Below are 23556 nucleotides of genomic sequence, written 5' to 3'. Positions count from 1 at the left end.
GTACCGACTATTTAAAAATGACTAAAGGAAACTGTTAAGTTCAAAATAAATACGTTGAAATGTCATAGCAGATTACTTACATATGTTGCATCACTATCACGTTATTAGGTTTCTTAAAGTTTATATGGCACGTCTGACGTTATATTGTTTACTAGTTTTCTTTGTTCTACCAACAATGTCTCATGCAAGCTCCTCTATTGCTGGCATTTGGCAGCATGTAGATAAGCCTGCATTCATTGAATTTGATCTTGATAAAGGTATTGGCACGGTTAAAACGCACCAAACGCATCCTCAAAATGAAGGGCAGTTGGTGATCCGAAAGATCACTAAGGCTAGCCAGCAAGACAACTTATGGCTTGGCGAAATATACGATGCTTCACGTGGCATCTTTGTTGCGATAAGTATTAAAAAAGAGCAGCGAAAAGTGTTTGTTTATGATGCGTTAGGTAAGCAAATTCTGGCGTTAAAAAGAGGTCGCTAGGGCTTCTTGTCGGCAATTTGAGATAGCGGTTTTAGTTGCCGCTATCTCACGTTCAATGGTAGTTCGAAACTTACGCGTGTTTGCTAAGCCAATCAGTTGCTAGTGGCCAAAGTTTTTGTGATTGGCGACTGAAAAACTTCATATGGCCAATTTCAGAAAGATCGTGATCTTTAGGATCTAGCGTTAGTGTTTGCGCTGGCATTTGGCTAAAAACAGAGATCATGTCAGCAACGTTTTCGTTAATGGCAATGTAATCATCCACTGCATTCACCCACATCGAAGGCATAGCTAGTTCATCATACCAGTGCTGGTGAACGGTGCGCCCAAACGCCATTTTGACGTAGCCACTGCCGTTACACCAGTGTCGCCATTGTCTCGCTACCTGTTTAGGTAACGGCTCACCCATACCGACAAGCTGTGACTTTGTGTGACCAAACAATAAGTTATTCAAAGGAATAAAGAAGTTCATAAAAAAGTGAGCTTTGAATTTATTGATCAGGCTCATATTTGCCAAACAACCAGACGAGCAGGCAAAGTTAAAAACTGAACTTAGTTGATGTGCGTTGGGCATCAGCCCTATTAATTGTCCACCTGCGCTATGGCCAACGAGGTGGTATTTAGCGTCAGGAAATTGTGCCTTGAGATGTTCGAAAGCTGCGGTTAAGTCTTTTTCTCCCCAAGACTGCAAAGTGACGGTGTTATCGGTGAGTAAACCTTGGTTTGACTCGCCTATACCGAGGTTTTCAAAGGTTAATACACCATAACCATTGTCGCAGAGATAGCTAGCAAAGCTGGCGTAGAATTGTCGCTTAATACCTGTAGCTGGGCCAATTAATACCGCTCCTTTGAGCTCGTTACTTGGTCGAAAAAGAGTCGCTGCCAAGGTTATATGGTCTGAGCAAACGATTGTTTGCTCGTTAATCTGAGTTTGATTCATCGTCGTTTATGCTAGCGCTAGATTCTGTAAATTGACCGGATAATGTAAAATTTAACTGGTCGTACCAGGAAGTCAAGTTTGAGGAGAATTCAACCGAATAGGCCATGCGAGCTCATATGCTCATGAGCCTTGAATGATAAAACACTATCAATAATCATCATACTGAACTAAATTAAAGTTGTTACTCTATGGAACTACATTTGGTAACAAAATATTTTTGGCTAATATGAAAGAGATTCCTGTAAAGCAGGGTCTACAAAAAAACATATATTTAATAGGGTTATTGACGTAGTGCAGCGCGATTTTGTGGCAACGGTACAACAAGGTATCGACTTTCTTTCTGGTTTAACTCAAACACAGTACACATCAGTTCCTGATGGTTTCTTAAGTGCTATTGGTGGTCACATCCGCCATGTTATTGATCACTTTGTTGCTTTGGAATTTGCACTTGAAAGTTCTGTGGTCAATTATGAGCTACGTCAACGCAATAGCCCAATTGAACGTGACTTAGCGGAAGCGCTAGCGCGCCTTGAGCAACTAAAAACATGGTTGTTGGCGTTACCTGATAGTGTTTTTACCCAAACGGTGGAAGTGCAAGCTGATGTAGGTATTGGCAGTGACAATGTGATGTCGGTTACCAGCACGTTAGGTCGCGAGCTCATGTTTGCCTGTAGTCATGCCATTCACCATTATGCAACAATGAAAGCTATTCACCTGTGTTTCGGTGGTGAAACTTCAGAGCAGTTTGGTATTGCACCATCAACAGCAACCTTCTTACGTCAGCAAAATAACGCGCAATCATAAGGTGCCAGTCAGTTGTGTACATTAACCTGGCAACTTGAGCCCAGCGGTTATCAAGTTTTCTTTAATCGTGACGAACAGCGCACTCGCGCTATCGCTAAGCCTGTGGCTTTTAATGCGTCGTTAGATGCTGTTTACCCTGTCGATCCGCAAGGTGGCGGCACTTGGATTGCATTGACACAAGCTGGCAGTACGTTTTGTTTGTTGAATAATTACCAAGCGCAAGCCACTCACCAGCCTATTGACCCGATCAGTCGTGGCGAAGTAATTTTACGTTTGATTGCAAAACTTAATGATGATGTTGATGGAACCCATGAAGAGCGTGGTGATATCACTCATTTGATAAAAGCCCTACCGTTGGCACGATTTGCGCCCTTTATTTTGTGCTTTTTTCCCGCTTATTTAAATCAGCATCAAGGAAAAGTACAGCAACTACAATGGGATGGTCAACACTTAACCTGTTTACCTGTGACCATGCCGTTAACCTCATCTGGCTTTAATATCAGTGCGGTTAGCGCCGCGCGTTATTTACATTTTGCTGAGCTAATGCCACAAACCACACAAGATTTTCTGGCCTATCACGCGAGTCACCAGCCTCAGCGCAGCGCTTTTTCTGTTTGTATGCACCGAGAAGACGCGCATACGGTGAGCTTTAGTCATGTGCAAGTAGGTGAGGGTGAACAAGTGTTCAATTACTATCAGGGTAGCCCTTGTCAAAGCCTGAACAATAGCGATGCGCTAACGCAGCTTAAGCAAGAGAAACTGATACAAGAAAAGCTAACGCAGTTGCAATATGCTTAACGGTTTGAGTGAAAGCTTGTTAAGACACTAGCGCGCAACAATGGGTTGCGCGCCATTATAATCTTTTCTTTTTTAATTGCCTTCGCGGTAATCTATTCGCGCCAATCTATTCTCGGTATTCTAAATATTCTTTGTAGTCCTTGCCGAGATATAGCTTCAGTAGCTTTTCTGGCGTATCAGGCAAATGCACGCTAAGTAACAAGCCTGGTGTGTTAGCAAAGTTCGGGTCGATGGCAACACAATGAAATTTAGCACCTAGCTGATGGTATTGTTTAACCAGCACAGGCAGGCCTTTACCATCGGGTTCAATTTGGCTAACCAGCCAATCTAATACATCAATATCACTACCATATTGCGCTAAATATTGACTAAGTTCATAAGGTACTTGGTGCTGAAACGGCTTTTTCGCAGCAACCCCTTGGCGATATTCAGGCTTTACCAAAAATTGTTCGATTAGCATGACACTGAGCGGTTGATATTGTGTGCTCAGTGATACGGTGCCGTAGAGCGTACGATATTGCGGAAATAGTTTGGCAAAAGCACCGATGCCTTTGAATAGTAACAACAGACCATGAAAACTTTTTTGCTGCTCAGCAATCAAAAATGAGCGACCCATTTCTAGGCATGGTGACTGCTGATTGATAAACTCGCTATTAAAGTTAAACATTTTAGCAAGGTAAATACCGCTAGCGTCTTGCTCAGCTAGCAACTTATCTGATTGTCCCATACGGTAGGCACCAACGACTTGCTTGGTTTGGTGGTCAAAAATAAACAGGTGCACATAGCTATCGTCAAAGTCATCACCATCTTGCGGCGCGCCGCTACCTTCGTCGACTAGACGAAAGTTCTCTTCTCTTAATCGTCTAATTTCTTCAATAACATTGGGTACTTGCGTGCGTTTGGCATAATAAGTACTTAAGGTTTTAAAGCTTGCCAATTGCTGTGACTCAGGCAACTGAGTAACTTCATCATTCAGTAAATCAGGTGAAATTGCTGGCGCAATAGGCTGCATTTCTGGGTCAACACGCTCTGGCCAGTGCTGAACAAGCTCAGGGTCTTGCAAATACGTTAGCAGGCGAGTGAGATCAGTAATGTGTTGGTCTGATTTATTGTTAAGCGCTTTATGTGTCATGTTGTTGATTGCTTTACCGATAGTAATGGGGATTTTCTTACCTTGGCTGTGGATCATCTCTCTGATCAACATGAGTAGACGAAAACGAAAATACACTAAACCAAGGCGATAAAAAATAGGTCTATTTTGTCCGCTGATATGTACTGGCAATACCGGGCACTGGCATTTTTTCGCCAACATGGCGACCATTCGATGCCACTCGTGATCGCTAACCGGGCTGTGCTTGTCTTTCGGGTAGCTTACCCGTCCAGCTGGGAACAGCACTACCATGCCATCATTTTTAAGGTGCTTCAAACAGGCCTTTAGTGATTGGCTATTGCCTTTTGCATTTGATTTCAGCGGGTTTGTAAAAATAAAATAAGGCGCTAATTCTGGAAATATCGACAACCCTCTGTTTGCCAGTATTTGAACATCGGGTCTTACTTTATTTAACAAGTGCGCCAAAGCAACGCCTTCAATTCCGCCAAACGCATGATTTGCAACAACAATGGCTGGGCCGGTTTTGGGAAGTCGCTCCAGCGAACCGTCTGGCACTTGTAAATCAAGCTCAAAGGTGTCGATGAACTTTTCTGTAAATTCAGCTTTGTCTAGCCCTTGAAACTCATGGCGTTGATACATCTTATCAAGCTGCTTCAGGCCAACAAGGCGATCAAGCACAGGGGCGAGCCAATACACTGGCTTAAGCCAGCCTTTATTGGCGATAACGTTTCGAATCGATAGATGGTAGCGACTGTCGGTTTGTTTGAGATTGTTGTTTACTAGAGTGTGCTTTGCTGACATACGTAATGCTTGGGTGAGGTTGCCCTTCAATGCTCTTTCAATTAAAACTTGCTATGGTGCAGAAGAACCTTGTTTATAGCAAAACTATTCAAACTAATCAGAATTATTATTGATGAAAGCTCGATTAATCCTTTATCTACTGTGCCTAGCGATGTTGAAGCAATAGACTAGGGCTGTCATTTTTTTAAGTAACAGATTGATATTATTTGATATTTAATTTTTTGCTGTCGTTAAGTGTTAGCTGATTAAACTTCTGGCATTAACTGCTATGTATCAAATCGAGATCTTAAATCAGCTGACCTATTGCTTTTTAATATCCAGCTGAGGTTATATATGAAATAATCAATATATTGGACGTTAAGTTAACCAAGCGAAATTGAAGTGAGTCAAGCTACTACATCTAACCCCAAGCAGCGTGTGTTGTTTTTATGCACTGGTAATTCGGCGCGCTCGCAAATGGCGGAAGCTATTTTACGCACCAAAGCAGGTGATTATTTTGAAGTCTTTAGCGCTGGTATGCACCCTGATGGCGTTGACGAGCGTACCTTGGCGACACTAACTAAATTTGGCTTAAGCACTGATAATTTGCAGTCAAAGTCAATCGAGGATATTGAATCGTTGGCGTTTGATTATGTGATTACCTTATGTGAACAGGCGATGCAGGAATGCCGCTCATTCGATACTGAGGGCGAGCAAATAGCTTGGGACTTCCCTGATCCTAAGTCGCGCCAAGGTGTTGAACCGTTCTCTACGACGTTTACTGAACTGACTAATCGTATTCAGATGTTTCTACAGCTTAATGGCGAGCGGGACAAAGAACCTGAAATTGATAAAGCGCAGCAAATGGCGCTTGATCCCATCGTTTTTTATAAATGCCTAACCGATGATATTCGCTTAAAAACATTATTACTCACTAATTACTTTGGTGAAATTTGCGTGTGCGAGTTAATGGAAGCTTTGGATGAAGAAAGCCAACCGAAAGTCTCACGCAACTTAGCAGTGCTTAAAAAAGCTGGTGTGTTGACGACGCGTAAAAATGGCCAATGGGTGTTTTATCGCATCAACCCTGAATTGCCACTTTGGGCAAAGCAGGTGGTTAGCCAAACCTTGGAAAATAATGTTGAGCTGATTAAGCCTGATCTGACCCGTTTAGTGACTATGGAAAACCGACCAGATAAAGCGAGCTTCTGCTGTTAAGCCAGCCAGAGTGCTTAGCAGCTCAATTGTTTAGTTGCTAAAGGCTTGGCTGCTGATTTGATGAGTTCTCTGTATTTAAATAAGCGTCTATTTCTCGCTTAATAAAAGCTACGCGATTCGCAGCTTGCGCGCGTCTGTGGTGGCAAATATAAACCTGCTCAGAGACAGAGTTTTCAAGGTGATGAATACGAATCGCGTTTTGCTCACTAAATGCGGATGCCGCGTGTAGCGGCAATACGGTAAAGCCTAAGCCCAGCGCTACAGGCATTAAAATTAGGCTAATTTGGTTGGACTTACCTCGTATCGAAAACTGACTGATATGCTCAAACTCGCTAAAGTTTGCGGGCAGTAATAGTTGCGCGTGATGTTGGGCGTCTGGGTGGTCAATAAAGCCTAATGTTTGCAAGGCTTGCCAGTCGGGCGTTTCACACTGGCTAGGGGTCACTAATACAATTGGCTCTTGCGTTAGTGGTTGCGCGATAGTGTCACTGCCAACGGGTAGGGCGGTCATCAGCCCTATGTCTAACTGATGCTCAGTCAATGCCTGTTCAATGCCGCGATTTGATGAAAATTGATAATCGATACTCAGCGCTTTGTGCGTTTGTTGAATCGACAAGAGATAAGGATATAGCTTTAGCCCCAAGCTGCCAGGCGACATTAGCGAAACCTTCCCTTGGTAATGACTATCCTCAGTAAAGCTCGTTGATAGCGCATTGGCATTGGCCAACAATTGCTGCCCTTGTTGATACAGCTGCTCTCCATTTTGGGTTAGGTAAAAGCTTTTTCCTTCGCGAATAATCAGCTGAGTTTTTAGCGACTGCTCCAGCTTTTTGATCTGTTGGCTAACCCCAGATTGGGTCATAAACAAACGCTCTGCGGTCTGGGTAAAATGCCCAACCTCAACAAGCGTGCAAAACGTTCTTAGCAAGTTCAGATTAATCATTACAAAACGTACTCAATATCATAAAAAATGATAATTTTTTGTCTGTGATTATAGCCTCTATACTTTTTCCTACCAGCTAATTGCTAGCAACGAATCACTTTAATAGAGGACAAGATCATGGCAAATGCCTACCCAAGAACGTTTTCGCATATTGGTATTTCAGTGCCAGATGTTGAAGCTGCTGTTAAATTTTACACTGAAGTACTCGGTTGGTACTTAATTATGGAGCCAACGGAAATCGTTGAAGACGAAAGTCCAATTGGTGAAATGTGTACTGATGTGTTCGGTGCCAACTGGCAGAAGTTCCGCATTGCCCATATGGCAACCGGCGATCGTATTGGCGTTGAATTATTCGAGTTCGTTAATCATGAAACACCTGACAATAACTTTGAGTACTGGAAAACCGGTGTTTTCCACTTCTGTGTTCAAGACCCTAATTTAGAAGAATTAGTTGAAAAAATTGTCGCTGCCGGTGGTAAAAAGCGCATGGCTGAACCACGCTACTACTATCCAGGTGAAAAGCCTTATCGCATGATCTATATGGAAGATCCATTTGGCAATATCTTAGAAGTTTACAGCCATAGCTATGAGTTAACTTACTCGGCAGGTGCTTATTAGTTATCTCTATCGTTTGCTGATCATCAAAAAATCTGCAAATGGTAAATGATTATGAAACGATTCCGAATCAAAATATTTTAGGTATAGCGATACGGCTATTTTTCATTTCGTATTCGTAGGATTTCCTTGTAGTGGCTTAGTAGCGATCAATAGTACATATTGATCGCTAACTTTGAATCAAAGGTTCGCTTTAGAGACTAATAAATCCGAGCTAATATTGCTCGGATTTATTAGTCTCTAAAGCGAACGATACGCCTTATCTCCACCAGTCATCATCCCATGGACTGTAATGGTAAGCCTCCCACCTATTACCATAGTCATCTTTAATTACTAAGTATGCTTCTCTAGTGTCTCTATCACTCCCCCAACCATCATCTCGGCAAGTATCGCACCAATTACTGGCCTGCTCTTCCGCCCAGTCCATATAATCAGAATCTCTATCTGAATCTGAAGAGTTATTATTAAATGGTTGTAGGTCACTTATAGATTTAAGTTTTTTTTTGTGATCTAAACCTAGTAGCTGGTTAACTAAAGCCTGAATATTATCGGGAGTATTTGTAATTTTTTGAGTTGTCTTTTTATATTGCTGGGCAAATTCAGGTGTGAAGTTATCACGACCAAAGGGGTAAAAAGAATAACCTCTTGAGCCTCCATTTGTTTTAGGAGAGTAAAAAATTAGTCGAAGTTCATCTTCACGGTTTTGATAGCCAGATGCTAGAAAGTACCTTTTTGAGGCTTCTTGTAAAAAGAAATGAACGAAATGAATCTTTTCTTCTAACGATTCTAGTGATTCATAGAGTTTATAGTAATTGCTATAGATATCAGAAATATCTGATTTTGATATCATCATGTCCGGAGTGATGTATGAGCTATATTTAGAGTTGTTGATGCAATAATCCGGTGATAGCAAAAAGTCCGCAAGATAGTTGTTGTCTTCTATCAAGCTTTTCTCATCAAGCTGTGAAAGTGATGTACATTTATAACTGCTCTCTTTAGGTTGTAAATCTGTGTCTTGCAGCGGATGGGTATATGCAAACGCATTTGTGCTGAGTGCTAGTGTTATAGCTAAAGGTATTTTTTTCATAGATCTATCCTTTTATCAAAATTTTATATTTCCATTCCGTTTTCTATATTTCCATTTAGGTTTTTAGTTGTAAAGTAAATTTTTAATTATTGTTTAATTTACAACCAGATGAAATATATTCCACATTTAAGTGAGCATTGTTCAAATGGTATTTTCAGGAGCTAAAAACTGGACTGGGTTCTGGTCCATCTTTTTGAGGATTTAAATGGCAATCGACTTTGATTATACTTAGGCAATACAATGAGTAAAGTCGTTACTTTTCACATAAATTAAATTTAAGTATCATGAGAGCTCTTTGATGAACAGGATCGGATTACGTAAAAAAAGAGCGACCACTGTTCAGCTAAAACTTTATTGAATGCTTTCCGTCTTAAGTTATTGCTTGTTTTTAACTGATTTCAATTTATTCTTTTTTATATAGACGAACTCCACAAACTCTGAGCGCAGAGATCTTAATTCTGCTTTCAGAAGGTGATGCCATCCCGGCTTAAACATTACATCTAAAATATAAGCAATTTCACCTTCATAAAGTTCATAATGGTATTTAGGCTTTACGTTAAACTTTTCTAGTAAATTTTTACTTTCTGCTGTTATCTCTCCCCAAACAATGAATCCAACGGGTAAATTATTGGCAGGTGTGTAGATTATTCGATAAGTGTTGAACCTTGTTGCAGACTGCAATATTTGTAATTTCTTTCTATCAATGTTGCCATTTCTTTGGATGCATAAAGTACATAAAATTGAAAAATCTTTATAGTTCATAATCAAGAGTAGTCTTTAATTGGCAGATTGTAGTCAGTATTATTAATAAATCAGGCTTGAAATCATATTCCGCGATGTACAGGGAATTATCAGATATGGAATTGATGTAGTCTATTAGTTCTATTATGCAGGAAAAACTCTGAGTTGAATGATCGTATTTATTTGATATTGAAAATTCCTGCGCAATCGCATCGAAATTTATTTGAATCTCTTTACTTGAGAACAAAATACTTTTTGTATTTGAATTATAAAAAGCCCAATTTGATACTTCTTTGACCGTCTCAATAAGTTCTGGGATAGCACTAATATTACACGTTTGAGTATTTTTCAAAATAATTTTTGTTAACCTGGCTCTTGCAAAGAAAAACTGAAAGCACGTTCTTTTTAAAGCAAGTAATAATGTCAGAATTAAATATGCTCTCTTTTCAATAGAGAATCTAGCTTTAAATTTTTCGCTTTTAGAACTCAAAACACTCTTGTATGCGTTTACAAATGCTCTCAATTCATCGTTTTTTGATTTGGTTTTTGAGGTTATTTCTTTTATTAAACAGTGGATTATTTCAGTTTTAAGATTATTGAGGGCACTAAGTTTAGTGTTCGAATGTATTATTCGTGTGTTTCTATACAGGTGCTTGGCAAAATAGCGACCAATAATTGTGTTGTTTTTTTCTTCTATATTTGGCTGAATTGGCAGACCTAAAATCCATAATGAATATGAATCAAAATATAGATTAAATTCATATTGGTAAGCACTAATGAATTCGTTAGTGTTTAAATTTATTTTGTTAATTTTATTCAGGGTATGAGTCAATTCAATGTATATGTCTACAATTGAGTGAGGCTCTGAATAAAATGGAATAGCATTTTCACTTATACTATTATTTTGATTCGAATTTACAAAGTCTGCCGTGTTTAAATCAATCCAACGCCCGTCTAAAGTAAGATTTGAAGCAGATATTGCTCCATGAGCTATACCTGCGACTCTAGCAAATGCAAATTGTTGGATTTGTTTGGAAAAACTATTCAGCAAAAAAGCTCTTATATGATCTAAGTCTTTGAAGTAAGATAAAAGTGACCTATTTGCTTCGTTTGTTCTATGCTTATCAACTTGCAGTATGTCTAAGTTTTCTTTCGTAATAGCGCTATTTCTAATAAAATGTGCAGGCCTAACGGACTGCTCTCTTGTAAGTAATGCGCCCCAAGTTAAGAACTCAGGTTTAGTACCTGAAAACTCACAGTATGCGTTACGCTCTCCAGTAGCTACTAGGCCTAGTACACCAACAACACCGTTTGGCAGTAGAGCATTTAGAGTATTAGTATATATAGTCTCGATAGTAGCATCTAGTAAGCTTAAAGTGCCATTCGAGTGGTGAGAAGGTGCGTCTTTATCTGCCAGATTGTTTCGACCTATACCTTTGATTTGGAATTGACCAATGTTTCCACATCTTGCACCCCCAAGATTTTTTCCTACTCCAACACCACCATATTTTTCTGATTTAAAAACTTCAGTATCGCTCTCATTAAACGCTATATTTTTGAAATGATTTGTTTCTTTTATTGCGTAGCTAGTTAAATAGCACAAATCAAACTTGTCTAAATAAAAACCAGAGTTGCTAAAATATTTTGCGAGTAGTGAGTCATTTTCCCATATGGGGGTTACTTCCCTTATTTTGGTTACAATGAAGTCTGATAATACCCCATCTATGTCTGAAATTTTCATCTATGAAACCATTCCTAATATGCTAATTAATACTTTAATTCATAGCTGTCACCAAGAGTAGATAAATTTTACTCCATCTAAAGAGAGCTTAGAAAATGTAAGGTAGTTAATAGCTAACTGGTGTTCGCCTTAAAAGCATCTAACTTAACCTTGCTACTATATTTTTTAATAGAGTCGCCCTTTGGATTATACTCTTACGAATAAGTCGTTATGAGCTTTAGTTATAATTGCAGTTTAAACGCTTCTTTGTAGCGCCTAGAAAGAGTTAGTTGTTTACCTGTTTTTAGTCGAATTTCACTATCACCACTACTGATAGGGGTGATGGATTCAATAGCATCAAGCCTTACTGCATAAGAGCGGTGGATACGACTAAAACCCTTATCTGCCAGCTGCTCTATTAACTTGGTGAGCGTTATGCGCAATGGATAAATTCGCTCGCCAATATACAGGTTCACATAATTTCCAGAAGACTCTAACCATTCAACATCGCTCACTTTGATAATAAATTCTTTGCCTAGCTTTTTCACGAGTAGCCTGTCGATCTCCTTTCTTTGTTGTTCATTATCTACTTGGTTGTCTTCGCCTTCTTGAATTGGGTTCGCCTCACCTTGTAAACGTGCGAGCACAAAACGATAGACATGAATAGCGACCACGAAAAACAAGAATGCCCATAAGTCCTTTCGGTATTCGTACACTAATTCATACCAAACATTACCAAAATCGTAGTAGCGCTCTTGGCTCAGGTAAATTAACTTGCGAAAGCCAACCATTAGGCCGACATGAGCGAGCGAAAACAATATCGAGCCAAGCCAGTAAATGGTAATGGTCAGGTGAAATTTACGCCACTGGATAGGGAATCTATCAATAAATTTGGCGATCATTGGGAACAGTAAAAGCGTGGATATTGCACTGGTGTACTCCCACGAAAATGGTTCCCACCAATCAAAAGGGAGCGCTTGGTTGTTACGGCTCGCTTCCATGATCACACTGCTCGCGAGTAAGCTCGCATTAATTAGAAAATAACTAACAAGTGCGACAACTTCATAGCGCAATTGGTAACGTTGAAAATGCGCTAGTTTATTCACAATAATTACTCTTGGTTTGAGCCATTTCTAGTAAGCCGATTACTACTATAATTTTATCCCTGTCAGCCACCGCTTAGCCCTATCCTTTGTTTATTAAGCACTTTTCTAATATTTTTTGATACGCAATGACTCATCATATCAATAAATAATTTTTATGTAAGTGGCGAGATGCAGCGCTTGATTTATCGAATTTCACAACACTTGGTTTTTACGCCCCCTGATAGCAGAACTTGTCCACCACGCAGAACTGATCTTGATTGGCTGCGCATCATGTTGTTTGGCCTATTGATTAGCCATCATATCGGCATGTTCTATGTTGACGCGTGGGGCTGGCATGCCAAAAGCCAGTACTCGGTTGTATGGTTAGATAAGCTGTTACTTTTGGTTGAACCTTGGCGAATGCCGGCGATTTGGCTAATCTCGGGCGTTGCTATCCGCTTTGTGCTTGCTAAGGTCTCGCCAGTGCGATTTGTCATGCTGCGCACTTATCATTTACTCCTGCCACTTTTATTTGGTGTATTGGTTATTGTTCCGCCCCAACTTTATATTGAAATGACCGCAAAAGGTGAGATTGCACTCAACTATTGGCAATTTTTGCAGGCATTCTTTAGCGATGCTGTTACAGGTAAAGAGGGGACTTTTAGCAATTATCCACACGGTATTTGGCCTCATATTGATGTGAATCACTTGTGGTATTTACGCTCTCTTTGGTATTACTCATTAGCATTGGTTTGCATGCTCCCCATACTTAACAGCAGCTGGCTTGAATCAATGCGTCGGCGACTCGTTTTAGGCAATGGTGCTATAGCTGTTGGCATATTAGCAATGCCTGTTATTGCGATTGAATTCTTATGGGCAGAGGCACCAAGTCGATATCCGATAGGGCTATTGTTTTTATTGTATGGCTATATGCTAGGCTGGCAGCCACAAGCATGGCAGAAAATTGCTGATCACGTTAAACACTTTTGCGTTGCATACGGGTTATGTTGGTTGGCATTGGTTATTTTCTATCAATACGTTTGGCTAGATGCCAGAGCTGAATCCATCATTCCTACTTGGGTTCAGTTGGTGGGAAATCTGCTTTATGGTAGCTGTCGATTACTAGGCGTTTTGATGATGTTGGGTTTTGCACAAACCGTATTCACCTCAAAACGCTGTCAAAACAGCCGTTGGCTGACCTATGGTGTTGATGCTGTTTATCCATTTTACATACTGCATCAAACCATTATTTTAGTGGCGGGGTTTTATCTTACCCAACTGAATTTGGGCATTGCCGTCGAATCTTCGTTATTAGTCTTAGTTACGATTACAGGTTGTTTTGTTGGCTATGAGTTGGTTAAGCGCGTCGATATCCTGAGGCCGTGTTTTGGACTCAAGATGCAAGGCCAGTACTCAATGGTTTCGCAAAAGGTAGGTTATACCTGTTCTGCATGTTTGCTGTTGCCTTTGATTTGGCGACTGATTTAACTAATTGTTAAAACAGTCTAGAGCGCCTTTTTCCGCTTAAATTTTTTAATAATCACTTGCTGCTGATAGCGCTTGAGCTCGTCAAATGAGGCTTTGGTAATGTCTTCAATGGCGGTGCGGTAGCTAATATCACGCAGTAGCTCGATGTTATAGGGGCATTTATCAATCAGTGACTTTATGCTGTCGAGTGAGTCGGTTTGGTTAGCGATTTGCTGATGAAATAGGGCTTCGGCAAAGGTGGTTGGGGTCACGGCAATTAAGTAATTAGCATCAGGTGTTAGCATTTCAGGAAAGTAACTAGACAATGCTAACACTCGTTTTGGATCGGGGAAGTGAACTTCAATTTCACCATTGACCATAATTTTTCCCGTTTTTTGTATAAAGCCTTGTTGGTGGAAAAAGGTTTGCAGGTAGTCCCGTTGGCCGCGCGATAAAATATCGTAGTCGTTACGGACAAACCAGTTGTCATCATAAATGGTCACTAGCGATAAACCCGATTGTGCGTACATATGTTTGTCTTGCAAAATCGGGTAGATCTCGGTGATATCGACAGTGCTCATGCTAATAAGTTTAATGTGGTATAACTAAAATATTAGTTGTTAATACCAATTTGCCTTACTAAAAGATCAGCGTACCTTATACCAATCATTCAATTTGATATTAGAACTCAGGCGCTACCTCAAAGTGCAGTCGCTGCTGCGAGATCGGGTGTAAAAAGCTAAGGTGTTGGGCGTGCAGGTGTAAACGCTTGTCGCCAGTGCCGTAAAGCTTATCGCCAACAATGGGGATATTTAATCCGTCTGGGTGTGCGCAGTGCACCCGTAGTTGGTGCGTGCGGCCAGTGACAGGGGTGAGTTTTACTCGCGTGCGGGTATTAGTGCCATGTTCTTCAAAACCCAGCACTTGCCAAAGCGTTTCAGCTCGATTGCCATCAGTAAAACAGACTTTCTGGCGTGGTCTGTCGTCAATATCCAAAATCAGCGGTAAGTGAATTTCGCCGCTTGCTTGTTTGGTTGGTTGGTTACTTAGCTGCTTGCTCGGTTGCTTGCTTAGTTCACTGTTAGCTAAATTACCATTAACTACTTCCTTGTTTGTTAGTTTCCCTTCAAGCAATGCGACGTACTGTTTTTGCACTACCTTATTAATAAACTGTTTTTGCAGATGCTTGTGAGCTCGTTCGTTCAGCGCTAATACCAGTAAGCCAGAAGTTGCCATGTCCAAGCGATGTAAGACTAAACCACCAGTAGCATTGGGAAACTGTGCTTGAATACGTGTTGCCACTGAATCGGCAATAGTTACACCGGGCACCGATAGCAAGCCCGCAGGTTTGTTGACCACCACCAAATGTTCATCTTGATAGACAATAGGTAGCGGCTTTTCTGCACCGGGGTTGATCAGTAGCGGATTATCATCTAGCGCTAGCCCTTGCAGCATAAAGGTTAAAATAGGTTGGCATTTACCTTGGCAAGCGGGATAGTAGTGGCCGTGTTTACGAATTTCTGAACTAGGTTGTTGACCCCACCAAAACTCAGCCAGACACACGGGCGTTAGCTGATGTTCAAAGGCATATTGCAGCAATTTTGGCGCGGCGCAATCCCCGCTGCCCGCCGGTGGTGTTGGCGATTTAGTTTCGGCAAACAAGCTGATGAGATCCGCATACTCGCCTTTGCTGTTGAGCATCTTGTATTGCTTAAATAACCGCTTTTGCAGCATGTTTGACAGCTTGCGACGAGCTTTCTTTAACGCGGCGATTTTGTCGAGCTTTACTTGTAAAGCAGAATTGGCGAATTCAATGCGTTGCTGCCAATAAGCTTTTAGCGCAGCTAGTGCTTTTTTATCACCAACACTTTGGCGCGAAAGCTCAATACTCTCTTGTTTACCTTGCGCAGGCGATAATGTGGCTTGCGTTAGTTGCGCTTCTATATGCAAGCGCTGTTGTTTACGTTGCTGACGATTGTCTCTGTGTTGTTGTTGTAATTGACCAATTTGCCAATCAGCGGCGGCTTGTTCGGAATCTGCGGTTAGCTGCAACATCTTAACGACTTTGGTGGTGGACAGCGCCGCGATTTCAGCATTTATTTCGTTTACTTCCCGCTGCTTATCCACAAAGAATTCATCTTGGCGTTCGGCATCAAATACCGGTGGCACAAAGTTGATTGATGGTGAGCTTTCTGTACCTGATTCTTTACCCAATTCCTTGCCTGACTCTTTACCTAGCTCTTTACCTGAGAAGGCAGCCAGAAAACCTAGCTGATCTTGGTGATTTCTGACCACCAATACCCCATACATTTTACCTGCTTGTTCACTGGCAAGCGGATGAATATCGCTTAGGGCGCTTTGTAGTTGCTGCGCCGCTAATATCGCGAGCTTATGCGGTTGATAGCAAAATGGATAAGTGAACTTTTTCGGTGGCGATATCGTACCGAGCGAAGATTGAAAGGGAATAAAGTAGCTAGGCTTAACAGACAAAGGAAACGCTCGCTCATTGATAACACTGCAAAGTACCATTTTACCTTCATCTACCGCAGAGATCAGCCAGCTTGGTTTAATGCAGGCTTAACGCTGGTGAAATAGTGGTCAGTAATTCGCTATCTTGTTAAAGTAATTGAAATTTCTGGCAGCTAGGCTCGTTGTTGAAAAATTTATGCGAATTTGATGATGCTACTGGCGATATCAATTTGCGATATTGAATGGTGATAAGCCAAGCAGCGATAAGCTTACTAGCGATAACAAGAGCTATAACAAGAATAATAACGCCGATAGTCTGCGGCAAAAAAACAGAAAAGTGATAGGGGAAAGGATATGCAACAGGCACAAGAAACAGCAGCAAGCGATTCAATGAAAGGCAAAACCGTACTGATCACCGGTGCCTCAGCGGGCGTTGGCGCTGAGGCTGCACGCGTATTCGCGACACAGGGCGCGAATTTGGTTTTAATTGCTCGTGGTCAGCAGGCCTTAGATGAGATCACACAAGAGTTAAGTGCTCAGGTGAAGGTTATGAGCCAAACACTAGATGTTAATGATCTGAGCCAATTTGAGCCCTTGTTAGAAAGTGTGATGCAAGAATTTGGTCGTATCGATGTGCTGGTCAACAACGCAGGCTATCACCAACGTGGCGACGCTATTGGTATTGCGCCGGAAGATATTGCGCAAATGGTTGATGTGAATTTACGTGCGCCATTAGTGTTTTCACGACAAGTGATCCCTCATATGAAAGCCAATGGTGGCGGCGCGATTGTCAATATTGGCTCGCTTGCTGGTCGTATGCCACTGCAAGGTGGGGCGGCTTATGGCGCGACCAAAGCGGGTTTGCGTTCATTTACTTATGCACTTGGGGACGAGTTAAAGCCGTTTAATATTCACGTGGGTGTGGTGTCGCCAGGGCCAATTGATACCGGCTTTATTATGTCGAATATCGACCAAGTAGAAGATATTGTTTTTTCTCAGGAAATGAGCAGCGCCCGACAAGTGGCTGACGCTGCACTGACCGTGGCACTAGGCAAAGAGCGCGAAGTGTGTTTGCCAGCAAGCGGCGGTTTACTGACGACTATCTCGTATTTGTTTCCATGGCTGCGCACTAAGTTACGACCTGCTATGTATCGCAAAGGCGCGAAACTCAAAGCAAAATATAAAGCACGCAACTTAGCGCTTAAACAAGCACTTAAGCAAGCCAATAAGCAGGCCTAGCCTCATCAGCTAGGCATCCCTTTCTTGCGGAATACAAGTTCGACGATAGCAAGGTTAATCGCCATTCCCAACAGGCGGTCATATTGATGATGGAGCGAGGCGGCTGTTGGGTAGAGTTGGTCAAATGAGCTAAACATCAACATTACTAAAAGCCCAGTAAATAGCGGGGTAACCGCCGCCAAGGTTATCGCAACAGCGAGCGCCATCCAACGTTGATGTCGCGCGATATTGCGGTTGACGATATGCCAAACCGCCATCAAAAAGCATAAACAGATAGCAGCGCTCATAACCACTAATATCAGGTAACGTGCGCCTTGTTCGTCTGGTGTTAATTGTTTGTGCATCCAAATACCGGAAAGCGCCATTACACAACCCGCAATGACGGCAATGCGACCTGCGATTTTGTGCCAGCCAGCATATTGATGGCGTAATCTCGGCGAAAATTGCCAAGGCATGGTCAAGAAAAACAAAATGCCTGAGCCTCCGTGAACATAAACTGCTGCTGGTGCATCAAAATAGGCGCTGTTGATCATGGCGGCAAGTTCCTGATGGTTGCCTGCGCCGATGGCAACAATGAGCAAAATAAATATCGCCGGAATCGCGGGAATGGCTGTCAGTAAAGCTAACGTACTTACGACTGGCCAATTAAATGGAATAGTCGCTGTCGTTTTTTGGCAGGGTGGTTTTTGGCAGGGTGGTTTTTTGCAGAGTGGTTTTTGGCCGACAGTCTGGTGGCAGCTCGCTTGCCTATTTGCTGTTAATGCTTGTCTCATTGTGTTCCCGCTTTCTATCAGTGAATCGGTTAGGCTGTCTATTTACCTAACGGATATATTTCGCTAGGGTGAATTTGATTATCGAGAAAGCGATGTGTTTAGGCGTCCGACTGGGTTGGCGCGAACGGCTAAATACTTATTTTTTGCGCTTGTGACAGAGAAAACGTACTAGCCTGTAGGATTGGACGCTCACAATTCACTAACAGAATACACTGTCAGAGTGACTGATTTTAAAGGAATAGTTTGAAGGAATAAGTAGATTTTTATGGTTGCAGAATCCGGAGTGTTCGCTCTAAACCTTATCACGCTGACGGTGATTGTTTTTAGCGCCCATTTATTATTATTGCGGGCAACAAAGTTGCAAGCCTATTTGCCATTAGCCGTCTGTTTAATCTCTGTTGGCGTGGTATTAAGTCAGCCTGTGCTCGCCAGTTTACCAACGCCTTGGCGAGTCAGTTTTTTAATCTTATCACTACCAGCGCTGATGCTCATTGCCCCGAGTTTTTGGTGCTATGTATGTGGCATTACCGCGCAGTCACCATGGCAGTTTAAGCAAGTCTCTAAGGTACATTTTCTGCCTTTTGCCATTGGCGGCGGCGTTGCATTGATTGCGCTGTTAATGCCCAGTGAAATCCAATATCAACTCTTGGTTTTGGGAGATGATAGCCTGCTTACCAGCTTATCCACACCCATGCAATGGCTGGTTGGCGGCATCTTAATCGTGACCTTTTTGCTGGTCATTGCTTGGGTGATTCAATCAGGCTATTACGTTTACCAAGTTATTGGTCGGTTACATCAATATCGCCGCCATCTAAAGGATTTATTTGCCAGCACCGAAGAAAAGGAAGCACGCTGGTTAACTTGGTTATTGTTGGCGATTGGCGTTGTTTGGGTGTTAGCCGCTACTAGCTTGTTGATTGACAATCTGCTGTTTTCCTTTCGCTTTGATGGCGTAATAAGCGGCGCTGTCACCTTAGTGATGGTGTGGAGTGTTGCCCTGTGGGGGCTACGCCAAAAGCCGGGTTTTGAAGAGCTTTACACGAGCCAAATAGTGGTTGAACAAGTATTAACAAGCAGTGAGCAGCAGCAAACAAAATACCAACGTTCAGCGCTAAGTAGCGAACAGGCAAATACTATCGCCGCCAAAATTGAACAGGCGATGCAGCAAGACCAGCTATATTTAGACTCGTCGTTATCCCTGCAAAAGCTGGCCAGTCATATTCATACTTCGCCTAACTATATTTCCCAAACCCTAAATGAAGCGTTGGGTGCGAACTTTTTCGATTATGTAAATCGATATCGCATAGAAGCGGCCAAGCAGGCTTTACAACAATCCAATGATACTGTGGTCGATATCGCCATGGCGGTTGGTTTTAATGCCAAATCGTCCTTTTATACTGCCTTTAAAAAAGAGACTCAGCAAACTCCAAGTCAATATCGAAAATCAGTGCATCTGGAAGCCGCTAATTAGTTAAGCTTTAACTTTCTTTATAAACAACAATCACTAACCACTAACTAGTAACTTTATCAACGCTTAATCTCTGACGATAGTTATCGACAACAGATGGCGTATGGGTGATCAAGCCACCTAGTAAAATTAACGTTAGTGCCGCCGCCATTTCGAGTGACCAAGTTGCCATAGCAAATACAGCGAGTAACAGTGACGCGCAAAGCGGCGTAAAAAAACTCAGGCTAGCTAAAAGGCGGTGATTCCCCTTGGAAAGGCCATATTCCCACAAATAAAATGAACCGCCCAGCGGACCTAAGCCAATCAGCAATAAGTAGAGCCACTGTACTTTAGTGGGCTGTTCGATATTGATGGCAGGCTCAAATAACAGATGACAAATTGCCGCAAGCAGGGCAACAGCGAGTGACAACCAACCAATATCTGCGGTATCACTCTTGCCTTTTGATAGATAAGCGGAATAACTTGCCCAAATAATAGCGGCGCCTAATGCCAGAAAATAACCAACAAGATCTTGCTGTGTAAATGTCGCTTGTCCGCCGGATAGCAAGACGACAATGCCGAGAAAAGCGGTGATACCGCCTGCCAATGCAAATAGTCGTTGCTCTCGCTGGGCGAGGATTAGCGTTAGCAGTAGCGGCCATAAATAGTTAATTAACGTAACTTCCAACACAGGTGCAAACTGCAATGCGAAAAAGTAGCAAAAGTGATAGCCAAATAAACCAGTTATGCCAAGCAGCCACTGCGCGGCTGTTAACTTAGGTTTGGCAAACCAGCGTTTTTCCTGTTGATAGCGCCATAACAGCGATAAGCCAAACGAGACAAAGAAAGCGCAACTTAAAATAAAAAAGGCCGGAATATTGGTGGTTTTAGCTGCGAGCAGTGCTAACGATGACCACATGAACAGTGCTAGGGTACCTAAAATACTTGCCATAAAACGATTTGCTCTGGGATTAAAATTATTTTTACTGATGCACTATTGGTATAGTCGTTACCAACTTGCCTTTATACCGCGAGTAGTTAAGTGTGGAAACGGAGCGCAGTACCAGCACAACAAAATATGCTGGGTAGTGTACAAGAGTTGCAAAATTAAAATGTGCTAAAAAGCCGGTTTATTTATCTGTCGAGCTGGAATCTTAAGCTTTAACCTTCTAATTGTGATGACAAGATTAGTGTTTGCTAAATGCTTTAGGGGATTGGCCATACACTTCTTTAAAGCGCCGACTAAACGCAGAAGCGTTTTGATAACCCACTTGCTCTGCTACTAGGCCGATTGGTAAATCGGTATAGCTAAGCAGGGCCTTTGCTTTTTCCATTCTTAGATTCGTTAAATATTGTTGCGGGCTCGTACCAAGTTGTTGGTGAAACACTGCTTTAAATTGACTCAAGCTTAAATGCGCTTGCTCGGCAAGATCGCTTAAGGTCAGCGGGTTGGCAAGTTGTTGTGCCATGGTATCAAGCACTGGCGCAAGTCGCTTATCGATAGTATGTGTGCTGGTTTGCGTAGCAAGTAGTGACCAAAATAACGGCGTTAGCGCACTAGATACGTCATCAAATTCAGGTTGAGCAAGCTGCTTTTCTACATACTGAATAAAGGCGTAAAAAGCGTCAGAAATACTAACGTAGTGCTGATGCTGTGGCAGATATTTGCTGGGCAAGTCGGTGAGATCGGCAACTAGGAAACGGGCGCATTCATCCGCGGCAAAACTATGTAGCTCACCTTGATAGATAATCGCACAACACTTTGGCCCAATAGTTTGTTTGTCGTTTGCGATGTCTAATTCAATATTGCCATGCAGCGGCAGCACTAACTGGTGGTGATTGTGGTGATGCTGACTAAGCTTTCGCGTATAGGAGCGAATCGATAACGCTATGCCTAGGTTGCTGCTTGCGCTTAGCTGACTTGTATTGTCTGAAGGCAAATTAATATGAATACTAATAATGTGAATAGTTATTTGATAGCGTTAACCATAACGATTAGCGGGTTTTATCACAACCTCGCGTTCTACTTGGAACACTGCTACTAATACCGAAGCCAAGCAGACTATTGAGAACAAAAAACAGCAGCCAATCGACTGCTGTTTTCTAGGTTTTTCTGTTTTTGCTATCTGCTTTCGCGAGTGTTTAAGTAACAGCGCAATTTATACTATTCAAACTATTCAAACTATTCAAACTATTCGGTCAGCTGCGCTACCGCTGTTTTTAACTGATCATCTAACTCAGCATTGGTTAACTTCTGCGTTTCCATATCAAAGTTATCGTAAAAGCTCGGGATTGATAACGATGCTTTTACGTCGGCGGCAAAGTACTGTGCGGAATTGGTTGCCGTCGCTAGTACGCTGGCAGCGCCACCCGGGCCTGGAGATGTTGCCAAATAGACGACAGGTTTGTTTTGAAAGACTTTTTGATCAATGCGTGACGTCCAATCAAACAGGTTTTTATAGGCAGCGGTGTAAGTACCGTTGTGCTCCGCAAACGAGATAATAATGGCGTCTGCTTCACCGAGTTTGGCGAAGAAATCTTTCGCCGCTTGCGGCTGGCCTAATTCTTCCTCTCTGTCTTGGCTAAATAACGGCATTTCGTAGTCGTTAATATTGAGCAGTTCGAACTCGGCACCTGTGACTAGTGATGCGGCGTAGTTGGCCAAGGTTTTGTTAATTGACTTGGTACTGCTGCTGGCGGCAAAGGCTAAAACTTTCATATTGAATCCTCAATTTTCTGTTGCTGTTACCTGCTGCTATTCGCTAGCAGCAGCTGAGTAAATTTATGGTTAGCGATTGAGTTAATCACTAACTTGAAATGCATTCTATATTGTTTATATTTGATAATTAATCATGTAAAAGTTTAAAAACTATTTCCTAATGACTTCTAATTCCAATGCAAGTTCTTCATTAAGTAGCGGCACCAATACCAAATTATTTGATGGTGTGGTGGTGTTTACCCAATTAATTAATAGCGGCAGTTTTACCGCGGCTGCCGAAGCAACCGGTCACTCGACGTCTTATATCAGCAAAGAAATTAACAAGCTGGAGGCGCGGCTTGGGGTCAGATTAATCAACCGCACCACGCGTTCACTTGGCCTGACGCCGGAAGGCAAACTTTACTACGAGCAATGTGTGCAACTTGTTCAAGATGGTGAGCAAGCATTAGGTTTAATGCATCAGCACGATATGGTGCCTCGCGGTACGCTGAGAATAAGTTGCCCAGTCGCGTTGTCGAACGATTATTTACAGCCCATTTTATCGCGTTTTATGGCTAAGTATCCGCAGGTAGAGTTGCTGCTCGATCTCAATGATCGCAAAGTGGATGTGATTCAAGATGGCTTCGATGCGGTGATCCGCGCCACTCATCAACTGGAGGAGTCCAGTTTAATTTGCCGAAAAATTATGTCAGGTAAGGCTTATACGGTTGCTTCACACGACTATGTGCAGCAATACGGCGAGCCTCAGCACCCAGAAGAACTCAAACATCATCGCTGCCTGTGCTACTCCAATTTAAAACAGCCAACCCGTTGGCAGTATCTAGATAAAGAGGGGCAAACCTTCATGGCGGATGTTAATCCCAGCATGATGTGCAACAACTCAGACATGGAATTAGCGATGGCGCTAGATGGTCATGGTATCTGTCGATTGCCAGCCTTTACCATGCAATCGGCGCTAGATGACGGCAAACTCGCGATATTGTTTTCGGACTATCCACAAGCCGATGTTGATGTTTATGTGGTCTATCCGTCGCGTAAACATTTATCTCCGAAAGTGCGCGCCTTTATTGATATGCTAGTGGATTGCAGCTCGGTTCACTCGCTGCCTTAAGCACTCCTCTG

General features: G+C 42.2%; 22 protein-coding genes. 9 read left to right on the top strand and 13 right to left on the bottom strand.

The window, feature by feature from the left end:
- The first annotated feature begins 175 nt into the window (after positions 1-175).
- Positions 176-481, top strand: a complete 306-nt coding sequence (locus DXX94_RS09100) for a hypothetical protein (protein ID WP_147302262.1) — start codon at positions 176-178, stop codon at positions 479-481.
- A 70-nt stretch (positions 482-551) separates the two neighbouring features.
- Here DXX94_RS09100 and DXX94_RS09095 read toward each other — a convergent pair whose 3' ends face one another.
- Complete coding sequence (locus tag DXX94_RS09095) at positions 552-1418, bottom strand: alpha/beta hydrolase family protein (protein WP_116015323.1); 867 nt, start codon at positions 1416-1418, stop codon at positions 552-554.
- Between the two features lie 291 nt (positions 1419-1709).
- Here DXX94_RS09095 and DXX94_RS09090 point away from each other — a divergent pair, with 291 nt between their 5' ends.
- Complete coding sequence (locus DXX94_RS09090) at positions 1710-2222, top strand: DinB family protein (RefSeq protein WP_181901524.1); 513 nt, start codon at positions 1710-1712, stop codon at positions 2220-2222.
- Between the two features lie 12 nt (positions 2223-2234).
- On the top strand, positions 2235-3020 hold the full coding sequence (locus DXX94_RS09085; RefSeq protein ID WP_116015321.1) for an NRDE family protein: 786 nt from the start codon (positions 2235-2237) through the stop codon (positions 3018-3020).
- Between the two features lie 106 nt (positions 3021-3126).
- Here DXX94_RS09085 and DXX94_RS09080 read toward each other — a convergent pair whose 3' ends face one another.
- The gene (locus tag DXX94_RS09080) at positions 3127-4932 is read right to left on the bottom strand and encodes a lysophospholipid acyltransferase family protein (RefSeq protein WP_116015320.1); all 1806 of its coding nucleotides are present in this window, start codon (positions 4930-4932) and stop codon (positions 3127-3129) included.
- A 456-nt stretch (positions 4933-5388) separates the two neighbouring features.
- Here DXX94_RS09080 and DXX94_RS09075 point away from each other — a divergent pair, with 456 nt between their 5' ends.
- Positions 5389-6129 (top strand): metalloregulator ArsR/SmtB family transcription factor, encoded by a 741-nt coding sequence (locus DXX94_RS09075; protein ID WP_116018415.1) that lies wholly within the window; start codon positions 5389-5391, stop codon positions 6127-6129.
- A gap of 37 nt (positions 6130-6166) precedes the next feature.
- Here DXX94_RS09075 and DXX94_RS09070 read toward each other — a convergent pair whose 3' ends face one another.
- Entirely contained in the window at positions 6167-7072 is a 906-nt protein-coding gene (locus DXX94_RS09070; RefSeq protein ID WP_116015319.1) for a LysR family transcriptional regulator, read from the bottom strand.
- 117 nt (positions 7073-7189) lie between these two features.
- Here DXX94_RS09070 and DXX94_RS09065 point away from each other — a divergent pair, with 117 nt between their 5' ends.
- Complete coding sequence (locus DXX94_RS09065; RefSeq protein WP_116015318.1) at positions 7190-7690, top strand: lactoylglutathione lyase family protein; 501 nt, start codon at positions 7190-7192, stop codon at positions 7688-7690.
- A gap of 256 nt (positions 7691-7946) precedes the next feature.
- Here DXX94_RS09065 and DXX94_RS09060 read toward each other — a convergent pair whose 3' ends face one another.
- The 4 genes from DXX94_RS09060 to DXX94_RS09045 form a co-directional block, all read right to left on the bottom strand.
- Positions 7947-8774 (bottom strand): hypothetical protein, encoded by an 828-nt coding sequence (locus DXX94_RS09060; RefSeq protein WP_116015317.1) that lies wholly within the window; start codon positions 8772-8774, stop codon positions 7947-7949.
- A 375-nt stretch (positions 8775-9149) separates the two neighbouring features.
- Positions 9150-9536 carry a hypothetical protein gene (locus DXX94_RS09055; RefSeq protein ID WP_116015316.1) on the bottom strand — a complete coding sequence of 129 codons (387 nt, stop codon included), beginning with the start codon at positions 9534-9536 and terminating at the stop codon, positions 9150-9152.
- The gene (locus DXX94_RS09050) at positions 9526-11256 is read right to left on the bottom strand and encodes a hypothetical protein (RefSeq protein WP_116015315.1); all 1731 of its coding nucleotides are present in this window, start codon (positions 11254-11256) and stop codon (positions 9526-9528) included. Before DXX94_RS09050 ends, DXX94_RS09055 begins: the two co-directional genes overlap by 11 nt.
- Positions 11257-11477: 221 nt before the next feature.
- Positions 11478-12341, bottom strand: coding sequence for a LytR/AlgR family response regulator transcription factor (locus tag DXX94_RS09045; protein WP_116015314.1), 864 nt, complete (start codon positions 12339-12341; stop codon positions 11478-11480).
- A 168-nt stretch (positions 12342-12509) separates the two neighbouring features.
- Between DXX94_RS09045 and DXX94_RS09040 the strand changes: the two genes are divergently transcribed.
- Positions 12510-13808: an acyltransferase family protein gene (locus DXX94_RS09040; RefSeq protein ID WP_116015313.1), complete on the top strand. Its 1299-nt coding sequence runs from the start codon at positions 12510-12512 to the stop codon at positions 13806-13808.
- A 17-nt stretch (positions 13809-13825) separates the two neighbouring features.
- Here DXX94_RS09040 and DXX94_RS09035 read toward each other — a convergent pair whose 3' ends face one another.
- Together DXX94_RS09035 and DXX94_RS09030 are read right to left on the bottom strand one after the other, a co-directional pair.
- Entirely contained in the window at positions 13826-14368 is a 543-nt protein-coding gene (locus DXX94_RS09035; protein WP_116015312.1) for a hypothetical protein, read from the bottom strand.
- A 100-nt stretch (positions 14369-14468) separates the two neighbouring features.
- Complete coding sequence (locus tag DXX94_RS09030; protein WP_116015311.1) at positions 14469-16316, bottom strand: RluA family pseudouridine synthase; 1848 nt, start codon at positions 16314-16316, stop codon at positions 14469-14471.
- Between the two features lie 294 nt (positions 16317-16610).
- On the opposite strand from DXX94_RS09030, the gene DXX94_RS09025 reads away from it, so the two are divergent.
- Positions 16611-17495, top strand: a complete 885-nt coding sequence (locus DXX94_RS09025; protein WP_181901523.1) for an SDR family NAD(P)-dependent oxidoreductase — start codon at positions 16611-16613, stop codon at positions 17493-17495.
- A gap of 5 nt (positions 17496-17500) precedes the next feature.
- On the opposite strand, the gene DXX94_RS09020 is transcribed toward DXX94_RS09025, so the two are convergent.
- Positions 17501-18268 (bottom strand): DUF2306 domain-containing protein, encoded by a 768-nt coding sequence (locus DXX94_RS09020; RefSeq protein ID WP_116015310.1) that lies wholly within the window; start codon positions 18266-18268, stop codon positions 17501-17503.
- 265 nt (positions 18269-18533) lie between these two features.
- On the opposite strand from DXX94_RS09020, the gene DXX94_RS09015 reads away from it, so the two are divergent.
- Positions 18534-19739 (top strand): helix-turn-helix domain-containing protein, encoded by a 1206-nt coding sequence (locus DXX94_RS09015; protein ID WP_116015309.1) that lies wholly within the window; start codon positions 18534-18536, stop codon positions 19737-19739.
- Between the two features lie 40 nt (positions 19740-19779).
- Here DXX94_RS09015 and DXX94_RS09010 read toward each other — a convergent pair whose 3' ends face one another.
- From DXX94_RS09010 to DXX94_RS09000, 3 genes are all read right to left on the bottom strand, one after another.
- Positions 19780-20667 carry a DMT family transporter gene (locus DXX94_RS09010; protein ID WP_116015308.1) on the bottom strand — a complete coding sequence of 296 codons (888 nt, stop codon included), beginning with the start codon at positions 20665-20667 and terminating at the stop codon, positions 19780-19782.
- Between the two features lie 235 nt (positions 20668-20902).
- Entirely contained in the window at positions 20903-21655 is a 753-nt protein-coding gene (locus tag DXX94_RS09005; protein WP_116015307.1) for an AraC family transcriptional regulator, read from the bottom strand.
- Between the two features lie 251 nt (positions 21656-21906).
- A complete protein-coding gene (locus DXX94_RS09000; RefSeq protein WP_116015306.1) occupies positions 21907-22434 on the bottom strand; it encodes an NADPH-dependent FMN reductase in 528 nt (175 codons plus the stop codon).
- A 160-nt stretch (positions 22435-22594) separates the two neighbouring features.
- On the opposite strand from DXX94_RS09000, the gene DXX94_RS08995 reads away from it, so the two are divergent.
- Positions 22595-23545, top strand: a complete 951-nt coding sequence (locus tag DXX94_RS08995) for a LysR family transcriptional regulator (RefSeq protein WP_116015305.1) — start codon at positions 22595-22597, stop codon at positions 23543-23545.
- Positions 23546-23556: the final 11 nt, after the last annotated feature.

Source organism: Thalassotalea euphylliae (assembly GCF_003390375.1).
Classification (GTDB): domain Bacteria; phylum Pseudomonadota; class Gammaproteobacteria; order Enterobacterales; family Alteromonadaceae; genus Thalassotalea_F; species Thalassotalea_F euphylliae_A.
Note: the sequence above shows the minus strand (reverse complement) of the source record. Positions and strands in the feature narration are given on the sequence as shown.

Bases quoted from the DNA above. Each gene is read 5' to 3' on its own strand.
- DXX94_RS09100 (WP_147302262.1), top strand. From the start codon at position 176: ATGTCTCATGCAAGCTCCTCTATTGCTGGCATTTGGCAGCATGTAGAT.
- DXX94_RS09080 (WP_116015320.1), bottom strand. From the start codon at position 4,932: ATGTCAGCAAAGCACACTCTAGTAAACAACAATCTCAAACAAACCGAC.
- DXX94_RS09020 (WP_116015310.1), bottom strand. From the start codon at position 18,268: ATGAGACAAGCATTAACAGCAAATAGGCAAGCGAGCTGCCACCAGACT.
- DXX94_RS09065 (WP_116015318.1), top strand. From the start codon at position 7,190: ATGGCAAATGCCTACCCAAGAACGTTTTCGCATATTGGTATTTCAGTG.
- DXX94_RS09000 (WP_116015306.1), bottom strand. From the start codon at position 22,434: ATGAAAGTTTTAGCCTTTGCCGCCAGCAGCAGTACCAAGTCAATTAAC.
- DXX94_RS09075 (WP_116018415.1), top strand. From the start codon at position 5,389: ATGGCGGAAGCTATTTTACGCACCAAAGCAGGTGATTATTTTGAAGTC.
- DXX94_RS09015 (WP_116015309.1), top strand. From the start codon at position 18,534: ATGGTTGCAGAATCCGGAGTGTTCGCTCTAAACCTTATCACGCTGACG.
- DXX94_RS09050 (WP_116015315.1), bottom strand. From the start codon at position 11,256: ATGAAAATTTCAGACATAGATGGGGTATTATCAGACTTCATTGTAACC.
- DXX94_RS09095 (WP_116015323.1), bottom strand. From the start codon at position 1,418: ATGAATCAAACTCAGATTAACGAGCAAACAATCGTTTGCTCAGACCAT.
- DXX94_RS09030 (WP_116015311.1), bottom strand. From the start codon at position 16,316: ATGGTACTTTGCAGTGTTATCAATGAGCGAGCGTTTCCTTTGTCTGTT.
- DXX94_RS08995 (WP_116015305.1), top strand. From the start codon at position 22,595: ATGACTTCTAATTCCAATGCAAGTTCTTCATTAAGTAGCGGCACCAAT.
- DXX94_RS09035 (WP_116015312.1), bottom strand. From the start codon at position 14,368: ATGAGCACTGTCGATATCACCGAGATCTACCCGATTTTGCAAGACAAA.
- DXX94_RS09060 (WP_116015317.1), bottom strand. From the start codon at position 8,774: ATGAAAAAAATACCTTTAGCTATAACACTAGCACTCAGCACAAATGCG.
- DXX94_RS09040 (WP_116015313.1), top strand. From the start codon at position 12,510: ATGCAGCGCTTGATTTATCGAATTTCACAACACTTGGTTTTTACGCCC.
- DXX94_RS09070 (WP_116015319.1), bottom strand. From the start codon at position 7,072: ATGATTAATCTGAACTTGCTAAGAACGTTTTGCACGCTTGTTGAGGTT.
- DXX94_RS09025 (WP_181901523.1), top strand. From the start codon at position 16,611: ATGCAACAGGCACAAGAAACAGCAGCAAGCGATTCAATGAAAGGCAAA.
- DXX94_RS09010 (WP_116015308.1), bottom strand. From the start codon at position 20,667: ATGGCAAGTATTTTAGGTACCCTAGCACTGTTCATGTGGTCATCGTTA.
- DXX94_RS09055 (WP_116015316.1), bottom strand. From the start codon at position 9,536: ATGAACTATAAAGATTTTTCAATTTTATGTACTTTATGCATCCAAAGA.